Here is a 19,374-nt window from a genome sequence, read left to right on the forward strand (position 1 = left end):
GCCTGAACGGACATTTAAGTTATCAGTAGTTGAATATAATTTGGCGATCGTCGCATTTTGGAAAGCTACTTTGAATTTCGGTTCCAATGCACGTGCCAGGAAGATTGCAAATTCTTCTCGGATCAACTCTTTGTTCGGAGAATAACTTCCTCCGCCGGTTCCGTTTGAGATGCCGGCAGTCGCAATTTTGTTCACTGCTGTATAAAGGCTTGTGCTGCTTGAATCTTGTTTGATGTCGGTAAAGAACACAGTGCTCGTTTTCGTGAGGTTGAATGCGCGGCTTAACAAGTAAGCCATCTCACCGCGGGTCATGGTTTGTTTCGGCTTGAAAGTGCCATCGGGATATCCGGTGATGATCCCTTTATCTACCGCTGACTGGATGTAGCCGGAGCTGTAGCTTGACGAACTCACATCGGAAAATTTAGTTTTTCTCTCTGTTCCACTTAATCCGAGTGCACGGCCGATCAATGTAGCCGCCTGTTCGCGTGTTACTGAATAGTCAGGTCCGAATTGGTTACTGGATATTCCTTTGATAAGTCCTCTATCGTATAAGTAATCAATCTCCACATCACTCGATGATACATCCTTAAATGGCGTCCAAGCGGACGCGGGACTCAACCCTATACTGGAAATCACTAAAACAGCAGCGACTAAAAATAACATGACCTTGCTTGCAAAACTATTCATTTGTCTCTCATTTTCCCCTTTCGGTGCTTGTAATTTTTCTATCTCTGATGATATTAGCACGTTTTTATGCTATTTTATGTATTTTTTTATAAAATAAGCAATAAGTCTGGTTTAAAAGTCAATTATAAAAAACCGATTATGGGGAGTAAGACTATTTTATCATTAAATACCCGGTTTTTATACATTCTCCAATAATGAAAAAATTTCCTTCCATAAAGAGATGGAAATTTTCATTTCTAATAAAAAAATCGACATTTTATCATCTTTAGGAGACTTTTAGATGGTATACTCTTTTCTAGGCATTGGTCATATCTATATGAATAAATGGTTAAATTTAGATATATAGATGTATAGTTTGCCATAGAAAAATGATATAAAGTGTTAACAGGCTATTAAGGAAACCCTTAACATGCCGATTACTAGTTTCATACAGAAAAAAGGGGGATTCATCAGAGAATGAAGAAAACAGTAATTTTTATCTTAGCAATGCTTCTGGTCCTTTCGTCGCTGACGCCGCTGCAAACAAGTGCGGCAGATGATTTAACAGGTTATTTATATGAGAAGGAAATGCGCGAGTTGATCGAACTTGGCGTATTGAACGGTTATCCGGATGGTACATACCAGCCGAAGCGCAAAGTGACACGAGCAGAATTTGCAAAAATGGTTGTAAAATCATTTGAACTGGAATCACAGGTGCAAAGCGCTGAATTTACAAGTGCTGCAGCAACTGAAATGACTTTCACGGATGTACCGATGGATAAATGGTACGCTGTTCCAATCCTGGACGCAGTAAAAGCAGGGATTGTAAATGGCTATCCGAATAACACCTTCAAGCCGGATGCACTGATCACCCGTGAACAGATGGCCAGTATGGTAGCACGTGCCATGAAGGCCAAAGGTATTGTTACGGATATGAAAGGTGTTCCGCAACTTGCTTTCACAGACACGACAGCGATCCATAATGACCACAAAGAAGATGTCAGAATCCTGACTCATCTTGGAATCATCAAAGGAAATGAAAATAATACGTTTGCTCCGAAAGGGGAATCTGAACGTTGGATGGTGGCTTTGCTTATGCTGAGAGGCCGTGAAATCGTATTTCCTCCGGTACCGAAAGAATTTCAGGCTTCTTCCATAAAAGATGGAGCAACTGTTATTGTGAAAGAATTTGATACTTTCGCAGAAGCACAAAAATTCGTTGCTGGCAGCAGCACTGCCCATGTGGTTGAACGCAGCAGCCAGATTATGTGGATGAAAGGTGAAGGCTTGGCAGTAGCTAATAAATTTACAGAAGTTTTTCCGACTGAAACATTGAAAACAGACTGGAACACGAAATACCGCCCATACGTGACAGCGAACGCTGAAATGAAATTCCTTGGCGCAACTGATAAGTATGTGAAAGTGGAGTTAGCTGGTAAAGTTGGCTATGTGCCTGCGAATACGGTAAACCTGCTTCCGAAACAATTGCTGACAGGCCAGTCTTATTATCAAATGACAACTAATGGCGAATTGATCCATTATATTTACAACCACAACACTAAAGCATACGCGACTGCCGGAGTCATCGGCGTTGCACCGGAAGCTTTCCAGGCCGGCGCGAAGTATTACAGCTGGGATGGGGCAAACTTCACTGATGCCGCTGGCAAGAAAGTGACGGAATCCCACCAGTATTTCAACAAATTACAACTTGCGACAAAAACGAATTATACAGCTGAAGAGCTGGATCGTTACCTTGAGGAAGCCTTCCCTTATTACAATAAGAAAGTGCATGGCAAGGTATGGACTGAAAGCCCGCTTGTCGGGACAGGCGAGTTCTTCAAAGCAGTTGAGAAAGAATACAAAGTCAACGCTTTCTATCTATTGGCTCACGCATTGCATGAAAGCCAATGGGGCACAAGCTTGATCGCGCAAGATAAAAAGAATTTATTCGGATTGAACGCTGTTGATGGCGATGCTTATAACGGCGCGAAAATCTATGCCGATTATAAAGAGTCCATCGTTCACGCTGCCCAGCATGTAAACGGCAGCTACCAGAAAGTGACAGGCACGAACTATAACGGTTCTTTCCTAGGAAACAAAGGGATGGGCATGAACGTACGTTATGCATCGGATCATCTATGGGGCGAGAAAATTGCGGGACACATGTACCGTGCTGATAAATTCCTCGGGAACAAAGATCTTTATGCTTACAATTTAGGGATCACAACGATTTCAGGCTTGAACTTCCGCAACGCAGCGGGTGCAACTGGAACTGATACAGTTCTTTACAAAACACCGCTGGCAGGGATTCCTGTTGTCATTCTTGGTGAAACAACAGTTTCAGGCGCAAAATGGTATAACGTAGTTTCAGAAGACAAAGCCTACACTGATGCATTTGGTTATGGCTCCGGTTCACTGGGTACTTACATCAAACTTTTACCACTCGCAAAATAACAACCGAATATGCAGGCAGGGTGCTGTTTAAGGGTCTATTCTCCTTAACACAGCACCCTTTTTTTGTGTTATATTATGATGAGATATTTTGCCTCATTATAAGGAGAATACATATGACCCCACAATTCGTAAAAATATTGGACGTACCGTTTATTAATACGACGAGAGCTGCATTCATCCAGACTCTGCAAAATAGAATAGAAAAGAAAGAAAAGACGTTCGTTGTCACTGCCAATCCTGAAATCGTCATGGCCTCATTGAATGATCCGGTTTATAAGAAGACACTTGAAAAAGCCGATTTCATTACAGCGGACGGCATTGGCGTCGTGAAAGCGGCCCAACTGGTCGGACAGCCATTGCCGGAACGTGTCAGCGGATTCGATATGATGATGGATTTGCTGGAAGTGGCGAATGACAAGCATTACCGCATTTTCTTCCTGGGAGCGGCGGACCATGTGCTGCAGGAAACATTGGCGAAAGTGAAAACCGATTATCCGGGTATCCAGGTTGCTGGAGCACAAAACGGCTTTTTCGACTGGAAAGATCCGGTGCTGCCGCAGATGATCAAAGACTCCAAGCCGGACCTTGTTTTCGTGGCGCTCGGTTTCCCGAGACAGGAAAACTGGATCGGCGGCCATATCGGCCAATTCGACCAAGGCGTTTTCATCGGCATCGGAGGGAGCTTTGATGTGTTCTCCGGAAATGTCAAACGCGCACCGGATGCCTGGGTGAAACTCAATCTTGAATGGTTCTACCGTTTGGTCAAACAGCCATCCCGCTGGAGACGCATGCTGGTATTGCCGAAATTCGCCTTGACGGTCATCCAAAAGAAAGCCTTGAACAAACGATGAAGAATACATTACTCAAAAGCACCATCATCCTGTCGGCGGCTGCATTGCTGTCGAAGATTCTGGGCAGCCTCTTCCGCATCCCGCTGCAGAACATAGCGGGGGACGAGGTGCTCGGAATTTTTACTTTAGTCTACCCGGTCTATATGGTGGCCTTGATCCTGTCAGTTGCCGGCATCCCGATCGCCATTTCGAAACTGATCGCGGAATCGAGGGCGCGCGGTGATGAACAGGAAGTCAAAGATATCTTCATGACTTCCGGAATCCTTGCGGCCATGTTCGGCATCGGCAGTTTTTTGCTGTTGTATCTGTTCTCTTACCAGATCGCCGAAATCCTGGGCGGAAGTTCTACGCGCCCCGCATTGATCATCGTTTCCGCGACGCTGTTGATTGCGCCGTATATGGCGGTGTACCGCGGTTATTTCCAGGGCCATGAAAGGATGACCCCGACTGCCGTTTCGCAGGTGATCGAACAATTCATACGGGTCGGCCTGATTCTTCTGGTGGCTGCCTATCTCGTCCAGAACCTTTATTCGGACAGTGAAGTGGCAGGCGGAATCATGATCGGATCCATCTTCGGGGCACTGGCTTCATTGATCTATCTCCGTGTTCTTTATTCGCGTTCGGAAGTGCGCGTCAAAAAATCGCTTCCTTATAACTTCAGCCATTTTAAAAGGACCGCAAAACGCATCCTTTTCATATCCATACCGATTGCATTCGGAGCCATCACCATGGCATTATTGAATCTTGTGGATTCCATCACGATCCCGGGTGCCTTGAAGGCTTATGAAAATACATCGGAAAACGTCAATTATCTGTATGGCATCTACGGCCGCGGACTGGCGCTTGTGCAGATCGTCACGGTTTTCGCGAGCTCCGTCATACTGCCGCTGATTCCGAATATCTCGGCGAAACTGGCGCAGAACGACCGCCTCGGCACGCAGAAAGTCATCGAAAAGACCTTTTTCCTGACCTATCTGCTGTCAGTGCCGGCAGCAATCGGCCTGTTTGCGCTGACTTATCCGATCAACCTTGGCCTCTTTACGGACCTCGCCGGCAGCAGTGTGCTGGCCATCATTTCACTCAGCTCGCTGTTCACGTCATTGACGATCCTCAGCACGGGCGTTTTGCAGGGAATCGACAAAGCTCGTCTTGCCGCATGGGTCATTGTTGCGGGAGTAGGGGTGAAAGTGATACTTAATATCATTTTTGTTAATCTATTCGGTCTCGATGGAGCGGCGATTTCGACAGCTCTTGTGTATTTGCTGCTGTTTGTGGCCAATCTGTACTTTATCCAAAAGCATGTGAAGTTCGTTTCATTCAATAAAAGAACGATCGTTATCCTGTTCGCTTCGCTGGTGATGGGAGCGGTAATCGGGATTCCGACGCTGTTTATGGATTTTGAAGCGGCTTCACGAGGATTCGCACTGCTATACCTGACTGCTGCCATCGCAATCGGTGCAGTGGTTTACGCCGTATTGCTGTTTGCCGGGAAAGCGGTCGACAAGGAATTATTGAGCGGCTTGCCTTTGGTAAATAAAATCTTTAAATAATACAGTTATGTTAATTTTTCGCAAAGCGACGATTTACATGGGCATTTGCTTATATAATAGAAGGAAGTTAGTAAAATATATTTTAGTTTAATCAATAAATCACTTTTTATAAATCGCTTCGGCGCTATGGACAAAGCTCCCGCAATAAGCCGAGAAGAGCACTCGTCTTATTGCTCCGCGCAGTCCTGAACCGCGCCTTTGCTGAGAGAAATCTCTAAAGATATGGAGCAAAACAGCGAAGACTCCCAGGCGACGAAGCGAAGTGTTGAGATCCACTCGGGCGAAGTGGAACGAGCACGAGTTAGCTCAGCACAAGCCGCCAGGAAAGCGAAGCTGTTTTGCGGAATATCGAGTATATAAAGTTAATTAATATTATTTATATTTACATCCCAACAGCATCGCCACTGGACGTAAGAATTCAAAGTAATTGTAAGGGTGTGTAGGCAAGTGCAGAAAGTGTTAATCGGAATAATCCTGGCCGCGATGATTTTAACGATTCCTTCTATATATAACCGTGTACAGGTGGAGGAATCGAACAAGACAGTCGAAACAATCGTGCCTTATAAATATATAATGGACTGGATGATCAAAGATCCGGAATTGGACCAGGAACGTATTTTGAGCCAATTGCAGGACTATGGCATCGATACGATCAGCATGGAGCCTGATACTTTGAGTACCCTTCGGAAAAAAGGGGATGTTACCGTCATCAGCGTTTCTACGATGAACGAATTGCTGATTTTCAACAAGATGAAACCGTTGATGCATCCTTTTGATAAAGAAGGAATTTTCATTCATGCCAATCAAGAATCTTCATTTGAAGAATTAACGAAAAATGTTTTTGAAGATACTCGCCAAATTACGGTGGAAGACGTGGATTACACATTCGTGCCAGGTGAAGTGGAAAAAACTTTCGATGTTCCGGTGGGATACGACTCGGATGTAGTCGAAGCTGTAATGGATGCAGGCATGGAAGTCGTGCCTAGAATAGGCGATTATAAAAATACCGCAGACACTGAAAGAATGGCTGAAGAATTGCTTGAGTTGAAACAGCCTGGGATTGAAAAAGTGTTGTTTATGGGGAACGAATCTCCGTTTTATTCAGAGCCGGAGAAGTTGAAAGAATTCAGCAGCCGACTTTCAGATGCTGGTTATTCTATATTCAGTACAGAATTTGCTGCGCCAAAAGGATTCCAGACAGCCGCCTATACAATGGACATGGATGTCATCCGTTTACACAGCCAGGGATTAGCGAAAGGCAATGCTTTTGATATCGCTGATAAATTCACACGTGGAGCGAAAGAGCGGAATATACGCGCGTTCTTTATCAATCCAAATTTTGACGAATACGCGGAGGCTAAAGAGGAATTCGAGAAATTAAACAATGAAATAGAAGCCCAGTTGCCTTCGGCTTTCGAGCGCGGCTCTTCTGGCACCTATGATGAAATTGGGGTTCCGCTTTGGCAGATTGCCTTGGGACTGATTGGTTCCATCGCATTTCTTGCCTGGGCTGCACAAACTGTTTTCGGTAACCGCAAACTTACACTCGCCGCCGTTGCAGTGCTCACTTTATTGGCTCTGATATACCTCGTTACTGATATGACGATTATTCTGAAAGTCTTTGCACTTGGATTAGCAGTTACTACGCCAGTCTTTGCTGTGTTGCTCAAAAAGAATACAGAATCGAAATACTATCTGCTCTCTTCTTATTTCAAAGCAGTAGGAATTACTTTGATCGGCATCTGGTTGATTGTGGTCCTGTTGAATGGCAATGCATTCATTTTAGGAGTTGACGCGTTTAGAGGAGTAAAACTAGTTTACTTCCTGCCTATTGTTTTCCTGGTGTTATATGCTTTATGGGGTAATATGGAAAAAATTATGAAAGCGAATGTCACTTACGGGCATTTGATTGTCATGGGATTAGTTGGAGCGATTGTTTTCTTCTATTTGAGCCGTACCGGCAATGAAGGTTCAGTACTCCCTTATGAATTGGAATTCCGCATGTTCCTGGAAGATCTGCTTTACGTGCGTCCTCGAACCAAAGAGTTTCTGATTGGTTTGCCGATTTTCTTACTGGCGCTGGAAGTTGCAAAAAAATATCGCACAATGAGCTATTATTTACTGATCCCAGCCGTTATCGGCTTCCTGTCTATGGTCAATACATTCACGCATTTCCATATTCCACTGTCCATTTCTTTATTGCGTACAGGATACAGCGTAGTTTTGGGCTTGTTAATCGGGCTGATTCTGGTATTCTTGTATAGATGGGCAAGTCAAAAAATTATCACAGAGCTGAACAGGAGGTGGCAGAGATGAGAATCGTTTTATCCGGATATTACGGCTTTGACAATGTAGGGGACGAAGCTATCCTTTTTGCCATCATCCAGTCATTGAAAGAGTATCATCCAGGAGTGAATCTCACAGTCCTGTCCAATAACCCTGAAAAAACAGCAGCTTCCTATAAGGTCGATGCAGTGAATAGATGGAATATCAATGAAGTCAGGAAAGCGTTGAAAGAATCGGATTGCCTGATCAGCGGAGGCGGCAGCCTGCTGCAGGATGAGACTGGCATGAAGAGCATTTCTTATTACTCGGGTGTCATGAAAATCGCCCAGTTTCTGAAGAAACCCGTGTTCATCTATGCGCAGGGGATGGGTCCGGTTAAGAGTAAGATCAACCGCCAAATCATGAAACATGTGCTGCAGCGTTCGGAAATGATTACGGTGCGCGATAAGCATTCGAAAAGCTTCCTTCAGTCAATCGGCGTTTCAAAACCGATCCAATTGGTACCGGATCCGGTTATGGGCATTGATGCGAGCGGCTTCTCAAGTGGTTTGACAGCAGGTACTGATTCGAATAAACGAGTGATTTCCGTTTCCATCCGCAATTGGACGGAAGATTTGTCCTATTTGAATAAGGTGGCGGCGGGGCTCGATCAGCTCGCTGACAATGGACATGAAATCTTGATGGTTCCGATGCACGGCAAGTATGATCATGACACATCCAAGAATGTCGCGGGCATGATGACGAATAAAGTCGAGATATTCCCGTACGACAGTTCAATAGAAGAAAAAATGGCAGCAGTCAAAGAGTCGGATGTCCTGTTGGGCATGCGCCTGCATGCATTGATTTTCGCAAGCGTCGGCAATACGCCATTTGTGGCATTGTCCTACGATCCGAAGATAGATTCATTCGCAGAAATTGTTGACCAGAAAGTGCTCGGCAATGTCAGCTCGGACGATTGGAGCGCGGATGACATCGTCTCTTCCATCGAGGAGATCCTTGCGAATTACCCGAAGGAAATCAAGAAACTTGAAGAAAGCGTCATCCCGCTTCAGCAAAAAGCGAATGACACGGCAAAACAGGTAATCGATTTTTTGCTGACAGGCGCTAAAGTTGAGAAACAGCGCGAATACATTGTTGCTTCACCAAAAACGAAAAACAGATAAACGAAAACCGGCAGACGATGCGTGCATCGTCTGCCGGTTTTTTAGCTTATTGAGCAAAGAAGTCAGGAAATCGATATTCCGCAAAACAGCTTCGCTTGCCTGGTGGCTTGCGCTGAGCTAACTCGGTCTCAGCACGCTTCACCCGAGTGGATCTCAGCACTTCGCTTAGTCACCTGGGCGTCTTCGCTGTTTTGCTCCATATCTCAAACTGTTTTCTTCTATATATGAAATCTTTATCTATTTGTTGAAAAAAACACTCAAATTATATATGGAACTAGAATGAAGCGACAGGCGGTGACTCCTGCGGGAACCAGAGCGAGTCCTGAGACCCCGGAGGGAGCAACGCGACTGAGGAGGCTCAGGCAGCTCCCCGCGGAAAGCTTCCGCCTAAAGCGAAATGAATATAGAAATAGACATATTTTTAATTATCATACACCTTACCCGTCTTCATCTGACCAAATATTTTATTGCCCTTCCCGAAGACGATCCAGCTGTGCGGGACGAAGTCGAAGAAGAAGCGGACGATGAACCAGCTGGCGAAGAAGGTGATGACCATGGTGGCGAGCTGCCAGGCATGGAACAGCATGCCGTCGCCGCTTGGGAGCATCTGTCTGAGTATGAGCAGGAACAAGGGATGGATCAGGTAGAATCCGAAAGAAACCGTTCCGATTTCCGTCAGGAAGTTTTTGATGCGCGGCAGGTTCCAGAAACGCATCAGATGCACCAGGATGAACAGCGTCGCAGCAGCCGTGAACGCGTGCGTGCTCCAGGCGAATTCGTGCAGCTTACTGTGGAAGCTGGCCTGGCCGGTCAGCGTCAGGTAATTGATGCTGACATATAGAGCCACCATTGACAGGTAAGCGGCAAATACCGCAGCAAGCCCCGGCCAGCTCTTGCGCCAATTGAGTATCCAGGCAGTGATTTTTTCGTAATAGACGCCCAGGAACGCTCCGAAGAAATAAAACATGAAGTACGACAGCGAGACTGATCCTTTATTGGCCACCTGGAAGATTTCCGAATTGGCGAAGACCCATGTCCACTGGATCACTATGCCGATCGGGATGGCAAAGCGCCGGATGAATGCTGATTTTTGGAATAGATAAAGGATCAGCGGGAACATGAGATAGAGTTGCACGCTGACGAAGACGAAATACAGATGGAAATACGCATCACCCGTAAAGAAATCTTTCAGGAAATTTGGCAAAGCTTCGGCTGGCACAAAAGGGACGCCTACGGTCGTGTTCATATAACTCGCAATTCCGAAATAGAAAATTGAAAAGACGAGATAAGGGACGAGAATATAAAGCATGCGTTTTTTATAGAACTTCTTGAACAGATCCAGCGTCAGTTTGCGGGGGTAATACGTATAGAACAAGATGAAGCTGCTCAGGAAAATGAAGGTCGGCGTACCGAGCTTTCCTGCGTAATTGAAAAATGTATAAATGCTGAATGCTGGAGATGAATGTTCGGTAAAGCCGACTCCGGTTGAGGATGCATGGACGGCAAGCACGGCGAAAATGGCGATTGCGCGTGCAAATTGAATCTCATCCAAATGTTTTCTGTTGATGTTCAATGAAATTCACCTTACTTTCTTCTACTATCATATATACTAACTCGCCAAGAGTTAAACCCTCAGCCTGCAGAATTTACAAAACACGAACAATAACGCAGTTTACTTTACTGAAATAAGGAATTGCGAACCAGGAGTTCGTGGGTAGAAGGACTCTGATGGGACTTTGGTTTGTAAAAGCTTTGTTAATTTGTTAATTTTTCGAATAATATATTGTTGAAATATTCCATCCATGCTAAACTTAAAACGTATGATTGCGCTTTCACAAATGGGAACAAAAGATTACCCACAGCATAAGATTACATAATTTATTCCCATAAAATGAAAAAGCAGTCTAACCAATAAACCAAAGGATGGTGCCGAATGAAAGGTAATAAGATGTTTAAAGCCTCAATTGCCGCTGCAATGACAGTGAGTATGGTAGGCTTGCAAGCGCCGCTGGCTGCAGAAGCAGCTGAAGGGGATTTCGATTTAACGATCATGCACACGAATGATACGCATGCAAACTTGGAGAACGCTCCAAAACGTGCGACGCTCGTCAAACAGCTTCGTGCTGCAAACCCGAATAGCCTGTTGCTTGACGCTGGTGACGTTTTCTCTGGAAGCCTGTACTTCAACTTGTTTGAAGGTATGGCTGACTTGGAACTTATGAATTATATGGGTTACGATGCAATGACTTTCGGTAACCACGAGTTTGACCTTGGAAGCAGTGAATTTGGACATCAGTCATTGGCTGATTTCGTAACAAACGCTGAATTCCCGTTCGTATCATCAAACGTTGACTTCTCTGGCGATACATTGTTCGATGGCCTTCAAAACAACGTTTACACAGCTGATTTCGGAAATGGCGAAATCTACGATGGCATCATCAAAACAATCAACGGCGAAAAAGTTGGTATCTTTGGTTTGACGACTGAAGAAACAGCGCAAATCTCCAGCCCGGACGCAATTGAATTCACTAATTACCTTGCTGCTGCAGAAGAAGCGGTTGCTGCTTTTGAAGCGGAAGGCGTAAACAAAATTATTGCTTTGACGCACATCGGCTATAACGATTCTGTACAATTCGACAACGACCGTTTGTTGGCTGAAGGCGTAGCTGGCATCGACGTAATCGTAGGTGGCCACACACATACAGCATTAACAGAAGGCCAAGTGATCAATAACAACGGCGAGCCGGTTGTCATCGTACAGACAGGCCAATACAACAGCAACCTTGGTCAACTTGATGTAACTTTCAACGCTGAAGGTGTCATCACTTCAACTGTAGGTGAAACACACCCTGTAACATTGCACAAAGTTTCTGATGCAGCAGTTGACACTGAAGCGGCAGCATTGCTTGCACCTTATAAAGCTGATGTTGATGAAGTGAAAAACGAATCAGCTGGCGCTTACACTGAAGTTTTCCTTAACGGTGGACGCAATGAAGGCGGAGTCCGTACTTCTGAAACAAACCTTGGGAACGTCATCACTGACGGTATGCTGAATGCTGCGAAACAAATCGATCCTGATACTGTAATCGCTTTGCAAAATGGCGGCGGTATCCGTTCTTCAATCGATGTAGGTGAAATCACGATCGGTGAAGTATTGACAGTTATGCCATTCGGTAACTCTTTGGCAATCATGGACTTGACTGGTGCAGAGCTTAAAACTGCCCTTGAACACAGCGTAAAAGAATTCCCGAAAGAAAGCGGCGGGTTCCTTCACGTAGCTGGAATGGAATTCTCATTTGATCCATCTCAGCCAGTAGGCAGCCGTGTAACTTCAGCAAACTTGATTTCTGAAGACGGTGTACGCACGAAGATCGAAAACACGACACGTTATAAAGTGGCGACAAACACATTCACTGCTGCTGGCGGTGACGGCTATAAAGTATTCGCTGACGTGTATGCTGATGGGCGTGTAAGTGAGCCTGGAACAATCGACTATGAAATGTTCATCGATTATATCTCTGAATTGGAAGTCATCTCACCGATGCTCGAAAACCGCATCAACCCGACAATTCCATTCAAAGATATCAACATGAAAGATTGGGAATACCCGTACGTTAAAGATTTGTACTACCGCGGAATCATGAACGGAACTGAATTGGATACATTCTCTCCAGACCAGAACCTGACTCGCTGGCAGGCTGTTACAATCCTGACGCGTATTCCAGGATTGATCGACGAAGAAATGGTTATTGAAGATTCACCGTTCACTGATATCTCACACTTGCCGCAAGTTCGCCAGGATGAAATCCATGCAGCTTATGCAGCAGGATTGATCCAAGGTGCAAGTGCAACGAAATTCAACCCGAATGCTAACATCTCACGTAAGCATTTCGCATTGTTGATCAACCGTGTATTCGAAAACATCAATGGTGATTTCGAATATGATGAAAATGCTCCGTACAAAGACACAGCTAAATTGACTGCTGAAGAGCAGGAAGCTGTTACAATGCTTTACTACCACAGCATTGCAACTGGCTACAATGGCAACTTCATGCCAAGCAAAAACGCGACTCGCGCTGAAGCGGCTAAGATGTTCTCATTGTTCATGCCTTACACAGCTCAATAATCTAATCAAATCAAGTGAATAGCAGCCTCTTCGATAAGGAGAGGCTGCCTTTTACTGGCTTTACAGCATTTTATTACTTTTTTGTTATTTATTAGTTAAATGTTTTTATCTGTCCCAACTATTGAGGAGTGGAATTCATTGACGAAAAGTTCTTTTGGTAAATTATTCTTAAGTTTTCTATTAGTTATTTCCGCGGTTCTGCCGTATGCGGCGACGCAGGCAAATGCTGAAACAGCACCGATTACAGTTGCAGAAGCGATTGCGAATAACAGTGGTACTGCAACAGTTAAAGGGTTTATTGTTGGTACAGTCTCTAATGGACCGAATTTTGATCAGGAAGCGCCATTTACTGTTCCCAGTAATCTTGCATTGGCAGATTCTCCTGATGAAACAAATCCATCAAAAATTATTCCAGTACAATTGCCATCAAATTCTGATATAAGAAAAGCCTTGAACTTAGTGGACAACCCATCTATGTTCAAAGGCGAAGTAACGATTACAGGCGGTCTGGAAGCTTATTTTTCAACACCAGGCCTTAAATCACCAACTGCTTTTGAGATCCTTTCTGAAGGCGAAGCCCCACCAGAAGCGACTGTTGTCAATTCTGTATTGGAAGCACGCAATTCTGTCGGAGAATTGATCCAAGTGGAAGCGACAGTTACGACAGGTACAGGATTCTGGGGCGGGAAAGCATTCTACGTCCAGGATGAAACTGCCGGACTTTACGTATACACAAGCAACGCTGACGTAGCACCTGGCGATATCGTCAGTCTGACAGGTTCGGTTTCCGAGTATAACGGCGAATTGCAATTGCAGCCGAATACGATTGAAGTCGTATCTTCTGGAAACGCATTGCCGGCTGTTCAATCAATCACGCCTGCAGGTGTCGATATGGACGCGCAAGGCGAACTGATCGAAATGAATAATGTTACAATCACAGGTTTGGAATCTGTAAATGATTACGGAACTTTCGAATTTACTGCAACTGATGCAGACGGCAACGCTGTCGTTGTCCGCAACGACAACCGCAATGGCCTGACGTTCGAACGTTTTACGCAACAGTACAAAGAGGGCGACCTGATCAACGTGACAGGGATCGCTTCAAAATATTACGATGCTTTCCAGGTGAAAACGTTGGGTCTTGATAGTTTTGACCTTGTGAACAAACCTGCAGTCTACACAACGACTTTCCCAGGAATCGTTTCTGAAGGCACAGAAATCGCACTTCAGTCCGGCTGGGAATCTGCAAAAATCTATTACACAGTTGACGGCAGCACGCCGACAGCTTCAAGCACAGAATACACTGCTCCAATCACGCTTACAGCTGATACAACGATCAAAGCGATCGCTGTAGGAACTGAAACATCTGATGTGTTTTCATTCGAATACACGGTTTTGAAAACAGATGACCTGAAAATCCGCGACATCCAAGGCGATGGCCATTATTCGGATTATGAAGGTGTTGTTGTCAACGAAATCGTTGGCGTAGTAACACACACGTACAACTCTTCAAACTTTGTCATCCAGGATATCAATCAGGATGAAGATCTGACGACTTCTGAAGCAATCATGGTCAACATGTCTTCAAATGAAGTAGTTGTTGGTGATCTTGTCACTGTTGCAGGTACGGTTGAAGAGCATTTCCAGGAAGGCTATTCGGATATGCGCGACAACGATATGCCGATCACACGCATCCGTGCTACTGATGTAGTGAAAGGTGGCACAGCTGAATTGCCTGCACCGATCGTAATTGGTGAAGACGTGATGCCGCCATCCCAAATTATCGACAATGATGGTTTGACTTCATTCGACCCGGCTGAAGATGGAATCGATTTCTGGGAATCCCTTGAATTGATGCATCTGGCAGTGCCGAACGCGAAAGTTGTTGGGCCACAGAAATACGGCGAAGTGGTTGTAGTCGCTGAAAATTCTCCAAACACAGTTTTCAACAAGCAAGGCGGAATTTTGATTTCTGAAAATGATTACAATCCGGAACGCATCATCGTAGATTTTGACAATGAAAACTTCGTCGCAAAAGCGGGCGATTCTTTCAATGGCACAATCACTGGCGTTATGGGCTTTGGTTTCGGTAATTACAAAATGTGGACTAAGGAAGATAATCTTCCGGCATTCGTGATCGGAGACACAGTTCCTGAAGAAACATGGATTACGGCTGCTGAAGATAAATTGACAGTTGCTGCATATAACATGGAAAACTTCTCAGCTGATCCAGCTCACACTTCAAATGAAAAAGCAGCTCGTCTTGGTGAATCGTTTGTAGAAAACTTGAACTCTCCAGATGTAGTTTCATTAGTGGAAGTTCAGGACAACGATGGACCGATTGCTTCAGGCAATACGGATGCCTCACAGAGCTATGAGCGTCTGATTGCAGCAATCGAAGCTGCAGGCGGACCGACTTATAAATGGACAGACATTGCACCAGAAAACAATAAAGACGGCGGACAGCCGGACGGCAACATCCGCGTTGGATTCCTTTACAACCCTGAGCGAGTAACACTTGCTGAAGGTACCAAAGGTGCATTCAATGAAGCGAATACGTGGGTGGAAGGCGAATTGGCGTTGAACCCAGGACGCATTGAACCTGAAAATCAGCCGGGCACACGCAAACCGCTTGCCGCTCAGTTTGAATTCCAAGGTGAGAAATTCGTTGTCATCGCAGCTCACTTGAACTCGAAAGGCGGCGACCAGCCTTTATTCGGACAGAATCAGCCTCCATTCCTTAAGTCTGAAGCAGAGCGCATCGAATTGGCGAAAATGATCAATAACTTTATTGCAGAAGGCCAGAAACAGGATCCGGATTTGAAAGTCATCGTTAATGGCGACATGAACGATTTCGAATTCACACCGGCTCTTGCAGCATTGAAAGGCGATATCCTGACAAATAAAGTCGAGGATGTGCCGTTGGAAGACCGTTATTCTTATTACTACCAAGGCAACTCGCAGGTTCTCGATCATGCGCTTGTGACAAACAACATCGCTGATCAGACAGAAATCGATATGCTGCACATCAATGCGATGTTCATGGAAGAGCACGGCCGTGCATCCGATCATGATCCTTTATTGATCCAAGTTGATTTCACTCCGGAAGTACCAGTAAAAGAAATGCCGTTCACAGATGTTAAAGTGACGGACTGGTCATACGTTTACATCAAAGACCTGTTCGACAGAGGAATTGTAAACGGTACGTCGGAAACATTGTATTCACCTGAGAGCAGCCTGACTCGCTACCAGGCAGTTACAATCTTGACTCGCATCCTTGAAATGGACACTGCTAACGCACCAAAATCTCCATTCACGGATATCTCAAGACTTCATCAGGATCGTCAAAACGAAATCAATGCTGCATACGCTGCAGGATTGATCACAGGTAAAACAGCATCTGAATTCAAGCCGAACGAGTATATCTCGCGCGCCCACTTCGCGTTGCTGCTTGACCGCGTCTATACGAAAGTCAATGGCGACTACAGAATTGCCAAACTGGCTCCGTACAGCGACATCAAGAACCTGACTAACGATGAGAAACTGGCAATCACATTGCTGCACGACAAAAAAATCGTTGAAGGATACAACGGCAAATTCAACCCGTTCCGTTCAACATCACGCCAAGAAGCAGCGAAAATGTTCTCGCTGTTCTTGCCGTACGCTTCTAAGTAATAATGTAAGCTAAATGAAGAGCGAGGCTCCCGGGAGATGGGGGCCTCGTTTTTTTTTTTTTTTTGTGGTTGAGGAGGGTAGGCAGGAAGTCGATATTGCGCAAAGCAGCTCGCTTTCCTGGGGGCTTGCACTGAGCTAACTCGGACTCGGTCCCCTTCGTCCGAGTGGATCTCAGCACTTCGCTCGAAACACAGTTGGAGGGCCAACTGTGTTTCTAATCCCCTGGGAGTCTTCGCTGCTTTGCTCCATATCTTCGAATCACTTAGTGATAGTGCTTTAAAAATGACGGTTCTAACTTTGTTGAGTGGTAAAAATGAGGAAGAAATCAGCGAACGCCTGATTATTTCCCTGAGCGCCTGAATAATTTTCTGAACGCCCGATTATCCTGCTGAGCGACCGAATAATTTCCTGAACGCCCAATTATCCGGCTGAGCGCCTGAATAATCTCCTGGACACTAATATCGGCCAGAAGAAGCATGCTTTCACCCGCTAAACTGCCCGTTATTCTTTATTTACTTAACAAACAACACCCATCATAAGTTTCCTTCTATAAAAAAGCGCTTAGATGGATGCTTTTCGCAGGCGAAAAGCGAAAAACCAACAAGAAAACCGAGATAAGCAGGGAAGGCATCTTTCATTTGCATGGCGTTTATAGCAAGCGGAAAACTATAACGTAACGTCACAAAAAACAAAAACCCGCTTCCAGCCAAAATAGGCGGGGAGCGGGTTTTCACATCAATCTCTTACAGGCAAAGTCTTCATGTACGCATCCGACAAGTATTCGAGATGCAGCACGCGGTCGTAATCTTCACGGTATTGTTCGAAATCCGGAATGACTTCTTCGGTTTCGAGATCATACGCCGTTCCGTCTTCAAAGCCTTTTTCCGGGATGAAAAGGATTTCTTCATTCCAGAATGAGCCAACCGGCAGATAATAACGGGCGCCGAGAAGCGTTTCCTGATGGTTCAGTACATCCTGCCCGAAAATGACCATATCATCGAGCGGCAAGCCCAACAAGTTGGCGATGGTCGGCATCATATCAAGCTGCCCAATTTGCTGTTCGAAAGTTTCGCCATCATCGGTGATGCCCGGCGCATGAAGGATGAACGGAACCTTCAGGCGGTCGATAGTCTGGTATTCTTTGCCGAGAAGTTCAGTCACCAGATCCACATCGCGCTGTTCAATGGCGCTTTGCTGGAGACCGAAATGGTCGCCGTAGATCGCAATGACCGAGTTCTCATAAATGCCTTCTTTTTTCAATTGTTCAATAAAATCATTAATGACGCGGTCCATATAATTGATGGAAACCAGATACTCGCCAGTCAATGAGCCTTCGAACTCTTCAGGAAGTTCGTATCCCTGATGCTCTTCCGGCAAGTGGAACGGGTGATGGCTAGTCAAGCCGATAAGCTGAGCATAAAATGGCTCATTTTTCATATGCGACTCCCGCAGAACCGGCAACGCCTTGTTGAACATGACTTCATCGGATGGCCCGATGCCGATCACATCTTCATTGCCGAAAAATTCACCGTAATAATATTTCTCGATGCCGAGCGCCGGATACAATTCGTTGCGGTTCCAGAAACTGATATCGTCGGCGTGGAATGTCGAAGTCGTATAACCTTCGCCTTTCAGCAGGCGGGGCAGACTCGGAAACGCACGGTCGGCGAACGTCTGGGAAGTCGGATTGAAAGCGGTCGGATAAAGCGACGTATTGACAATAAATTCAGCGTCGGACGTGTTGCCCGGTCCGGTTTGCTGCGCGGTATTCGGGAAATAGAAACTGTCTTCTATCAATTTGTTGAAATTCGGCGTAACTTCTTTGCCGTCCAGTTCAAGCCCGATCGGGAAGCTCTGCATCGATTCGACTTGAATCACAATCAGGTTGCGGCCTTCAGCGGCGCCGAAAAACTTCCGCTCTTCCGGCGGGATGTATTCCAAGCCCTTCAGGCTGCGGACTTCTTCCATCAACTCAGCGGAATTCTCGACCGATATATCCGTCTCGATTGCCGTCTGCCCCTCAGGCCCAATATAAATCTCCAGCGCCTCATAATTCAAAATGCCTTTTTCCTGCGCCGCCAGCACATTATTCGAAATGGCTTCATCTTTATGCGCCTGGAAATTAACGAACGAAACGATAACCGCCAATAAAAGAAGCGGGAGCACAAGAAATTTCTTATTCAGCGAATAATTGCCGATCGGATACTTGCGGACCAGCAAAAGAATAATCAGCACTACAATCTCCGCGAAGAACAGGAAATAAATCGGCTTGATCAGCGCGCTGACACTTTCGTTGATTGTGCCGACCTGCCCCAATTGGAACAGAGCGAAATATGTAACGATACGGCCGAAGAACGCATGGTACATGACGACCGCCAGAAACAGCGTCGAGAAAATCAGATTAAGCAAAAGAAAAGCGCCGGGCTTCCACTTGCCGGCAATCAGCTCAATCAGCGTGGTGAAAATAAGAATATAACTCAACTCGAGCACGAGCGCCCGCGTAATATCCGCTTCGCCGAACAGCAAGTAGCGAAGGAAGATGATTTTCAATATCAGAATTGCCGTGACAATAAACAAATGACTCGTCAAAAACTTTGTAATAT

General features: G+C 45.4%; 11 protein-coding genes. 7 read left to right on the forward strand and 4 right to left on the reverse strand.

Annotated elements, in window-relative coordinates; genetic code table 11:
- The coding region (locus CXF70_RS13935) for an S-layer homology domain-containing protein (RefSeq protein ID WP_145990736.1) at positions 1-687 on the reverse strand (687 nt) is incomplete at its 3' end.
- Between the two features lie 456 nt (positions 688-1,143).
- Here CXF70_RS13935 and CXF70_RS13940 point away from each other — a divergent pair.
- The 5 genes from CXF70_RS13940 (at position 1,144) to csaB (ending at position 8,970) form a co-directional block, all read left to right on the forward strand.
- A complete protein-coding gene (locus tag CXF70_RS13940; RefSeq protein ID WP_101803189.1) occupies positions 1,144-3,120 on the forward strand; it encodes an S-layer homology domain-containing protein in 1,977 nt (658 codons plus the stop codon).
- Between the two features lie 113 nt (positions 3,121-3,233).
- The gene (locus CXF70_RS13945) at positions 3,234-3,971 is read left to right on the forward strand and encodes a WecB/TagA/CpsF family glycosyltransferase (protein ID WP_101803190.1); all 738 of its coding nucleotides are present in this window, start codon (positions 3,234-3,236) and stop codon (positions 3,969-3,971) included.
- The gene (locus CXF70_RS13950; protein WP_101803191.1) at positions 3,968-5,521 is read left to right on the forward strand and encodes a putative polysaccharide biosynthesis protein; all 1,554 of its coding nucleotides are present in this window, start codon (positions 3,968-3,970) and stop codon (positions 5,519-5,521) included. Before CXF70_RS13945 ends, CXF70_RS13950 begins: the two co-directional genes overlap by 4 nt.
- Positions 5,522-5,968: 447 nt before the next feature.
- Positions 5,969-7,837 (forward strand): DUF5693 family protein, encoded by a 1,869-nt coding sequence (locus CXF70_RS13955; RefSeq protein WP_101803192.1) that lies wholly within the window; start codon positions 5,969-5,971, stop codon positions 7,835-7,837.
- Positions 7,834-8,970 (forward strand): polysaccharide pyruvyl transferase CsaB, encoded by a 1,137-nt coding sequence (gene csaB, locus CXF70_RS13960; RefSeq protein ID WP_101803193.1) that lies wholly within the window; start codon positions 7,834-7,836, stop codon positions 8,968-8,970. Before CXF70_RS13955 ends, csaB begins: the two co-directional genes overlap by 4 nt.
- 421 nt (positions 8,971-9,391) lie before the next feature.
- Here the strand turns inward: csaB and CXF70_RS13965 are convergent, their stop codons facing one another.
- Positions 9,392-10,543 carry an acyltransferase gene (locus CXF70_RS13965; RefSeq protein WP_101803194.1) on the reverse strand — a complete coding sequence of 384 codons (1,152 nt, stop codon included), beginning with the start codon at positions 10,541-10,543 and terminating at the stop codon, positions 9,392-9,394.
- A gap of 360 nt (positions 10,544-10,903) precedes the next feature.
- Between CXF70_RS13965 and CXF70_RS13970 the strand changes: the two genes are divergently transcribed.
- Positions 10,904-13,096, forward strand: coding sequence for a 5'-nucleotidase C-terminal domain-containing protein (locus CXF70_RS13970; protein ID WP_101803195.1), 2,193 nt, complete (start codon positions 10,904-10,906; stop codon positions 13,094-13,096).
- 138 nt (positions 13,097-13,234) lie between these two features.
- Complete coding sequence (locus CXF70_RS13975) at positions 13,235-16,771, forward strand: DUF6359 domain-containing protein (protein WP_199172841.1); 3,537 nt, start codon at positions 13,235-13,237, stop codon at positions 16,769-16,771.
- 533 nt (positions 16,772-17,304) lie between these two features.
- Here CXF70_RS13975 and CXF70_RS13980 read toward each other — a convergent pair.
- Entirely contained in the window at positions 17,305-17,505 is a 201-nt protein-coding gene (locus CXF70_RS13980; protein WP_101803197.1) for a hypothetical protein, read from the reverse strand.
- 1 nt (position 17,506) lies between these two features.
- Positions 17,507-19,374 (reverse strand): LTA synthase family protein (locus CXF70_RS13985; protein ID WP_145990737.1); only part of this gene is annotated, 1,868 nt, incomplete at its 5' end.

The organism is Planomicrobium sp. MB-3u-38, assembly GCF_002836425.1.
GTDB classification, from domain to species: domain Bacteria; phylum Bacillota; class Bacilli; order Bacillales_A; family Planococcaceae; genus Planococcus; species Planococcus okeanokoites.

Excerpts from the sequence above, each read along its gene's own strand:
- CXF70_RS13940 (WP_101803189.1), top strand. The coding sequence starts at position 1,144 with ATGAAGAAAACAGTAATTTTTATCTTAGCAATGCTTCTGGTCCTTTCG.
- CXF70_RS13945 (WP_101803190.1), top strand. The coding sequence starts at position 3,234 with ATGACCCCACAATTCGTAAAAATATTGGACGTACCGTTTATTAATACG.
- CXF70_RS13950 (WP_101803191.1), top strand. The coding sequence starts at position 3,968 with ATGAAGAATACATTACTCAAAAGCACCATCATCCTGTCGGCGGCTGCA.
- csaB (WP_101803193.1), top strand. The coding sequence starts at position 7,834 with ATGAGAATCGTTTTATCCGGATATTACGGCTTTGACAATGTAGGGGAC.
- CXF70_RS13970 (WP_101803195.1), top strand. The coding sequence starts at position 10,904 with ATGAAAGGTAATAAGATGTTTAAAGCCTCAATTGCCGCTGCAATGACA.